The 2,475-nt window shown below is 67.1% G+C and carries 2 protein-coding genes; both read left to right on the forward strand.

Features of this window, described 5'->3' with window-relative positions:
- Window positions 1–161: 161 nt before the first annotated feature.
- Window positions 162–1,307 (forward strand): glycoside hydrolase family 1 protein, encoded by a 1,146-nt coding sequence (locus tag AC5JJ6_RS08995; protein ID WP_496041708.1) that lies wholly within the window; start codon window positions 162–164, stop codon window positions 1,305–1,307.
- Window positions 1,308–1,428: 121 nt separating this feature from the next.
- Window positions 1,429–2,475: ABC transporter transmembrane domain-containing protein (locus tag AC5JJ6_RS09000; RefSeq protein WP_496041709.1), on the forward strand; the 1,047-nt coding region annotated here is incomplete at its 3' end.

Consider the following 2,475-nt stretch of genomic DNA (forward strand, 5'->3'; position numbering starts at 1 on the left):
CAGGTCGTCGGCCAGGCGCTGGCCCTGTTCAAGCGGATCGAGGAGACCGAGAAGTCCGAATCCGGTCTGGCTCGTGCCGCCCGCAGCATGGCTCGGGTCAACGGTACCGTCCGCGCCGAAGCGGCGCAGGGCGCCGGCGATTGAGCCGGGAGAAGACTGAAATGCACAGACCCGAGCTTTTCAACAGCTTCTTCATGGGCGGGTTCGAGTGCTCGACCCACCGCCGGCACGACGGCCGGCGGCTCGATCTCATCGAATCGACCGGTCATGGCAAGTTCTTCGCGGAAGACTTCCGCACCATGGCCGGGCACGGCCTCCGGACGGTTCGCGATGGCTTGCGCTGGCACCTGATCGAACCGACGCCGGGACAGTTCGACTGGTCCAGCTTCCTGCCCATGCTGCATGCCAGCCGGGCGGCTGGGGTCCAGCCGATCTGGGACCTCTGCCACTACGGCTGGCCCGACGACATCGACATCTGGCGGCCGAACTTCGTGGACCGCTTCGCCAAGTTCGCGGCGGCGGTAGCACAGGTGGTCAAGGACGAGACGTCGGAGGTGCCGTTCTACGCGGCGATCAACGAGATCTCGTACTGGGCCTGGGCCGGCGGCGATACCGCCAGCTTCAACCCGATGGCGCGGGGCCGGGGCATGGAGCTGAAGGTCCAGCTCGTCCGCGCCTCGATCGCGGCGATCGAGGCTGTCCGCAACGTCGATCCGCGCGCCCGGTTCGTCCAGATCGATCCTGTGATCAACGTGGTGCCGAAGGGTCCGGGCGACCGGGGCGGGGCCGAGGGTTACCGGCAGGCGCAGTTCCAGGCCTGGGACATGCTGGTCGGCAAGATCTGGCCGGGGCTGGGCGGCAAGCCGGAATACCTGGATACCATCGGGGTCAACTACTACTCCGACAACCAGTGGTACTTCAACGGCCCGACCATCGAGCGGACCGATCCGAAGTACAAGCCGTTCCGGGAGTTGCTGGCGGAAACGCACAAGCGCTACGGCAAGCCGGTGCTGGTCGCGGAAACGGGGGCCGAGGGCGATCCCCGCGCGTCCTGGTTCAAATATGTCTGCGACGAGGTCGCGGCGGCGTTGGAAGCTGGCGTTCCTGTCGAGGGCATCTGCCTTTACCCCGTGCTGGACTATCCCGGCTGGGCTGACGACCGGCATTGCGCGACCGGTTTGCTCGGGCATCCCGATGCCGAGGGCAAGCGGGTGGTGCATGAGCCATTGGGCGAAGAACTCGCCCGGCAGCAGGCGCGGTTCGCGCGGCTGAATGCGGACGACGGCTTGAAGACGGACGCGGCGTGAGTTGAGACGGGGGGATGGCGGCATCAACCCCGCCATCCCCTCCAATCACCAAAGGATTTTTTGCATGTCAAACCGGCCCACGACAAGCCGGCCTCTTCCCAGTACCCCGCTGAGCTTTCTCATGCGGTATATCCGCGCGCGCCGATGGGAATTCGGCGCGCTGTTCAGCGTGATCGTGGCGGGGGCCGCGTGCGCCGTGCTCGTGCAGTACGGCATGAAGCTTCTGGTCGATGCGATGGCTTCCCCCGACCGCATGGCGGCGGATGTCTGGACCCCGCTGATGCTGTTCCTGGGGCTGATCGCCATCGAGAACGTGATGTGGCGGTCGGGCGGCTGGCTGGGGGCACGGACCATCGTGGCGACCGGCGTCGATATGCGGCTGGACCTGTTCCAGCACCTGACCGGCCACCCGATGCGCTACTTCAGCCAGCACTTCGCGGGCTCGCTCGGCAGCAGGATCACCGCAACCGCCAACGCGGCGGGCATGATCCTGCGCAGCCTGACCTGGAGCATCGTGCCGCCCTGCACCGAGATCATCGGGGCCGTGATCGTGCTGACGACGATCGACTGGCGGATGGCGGTGGCGCTGGCCTGCTTCGTCGTGGTCGTGGCGCTGGCCATCGTCTGGTTCGGCGTGCGCGGGCGGGAAGTCCACCACGCCTTCGCCCATCAGGCGTCCCATGCCGGCGGCCAGCTGGTCGATGTCGTGTCCAACGTCTGGACGGTCAAGGCGTTCTCCGCCCGCCAGCGCGAGCGCGACCGGCTGGCCCGGGAGCTGGGCATGGAGGCCTCGTCCGAGCGCAGGAGCTGGATGTATCTGGAGAAGGCCCGGCTGCTGCACGACGCCTGCCTTTGGATCATGGCCGGCTCCATGCTGCTGTGGGCGATCACGCTCTGGCGCTCGGCCACGATCTCGCCGGGCGACGTCGTCATCATCAGCGCGCTGACCTTCCGCATCCTGCACGGCTCGCGCGATCTGGCGCTGGCGCTGGTCAATACCTCGCAGCACATGGGCATCATCACCGACAGCCTGCGCGTCATCGCGCAGCCTCATGGGCTGGAGGATGTCGGCGACGAGCGCCCGCTGCTGCCGGGCGGCGGCGAGATCGAGTTCAGGGATGTCTCGTTCACCTATCCGGACGGACGGCAGGTCTTCGACCGCTTCAAC

This window comes from Skermanella sp., assembly GCF_059503625.1.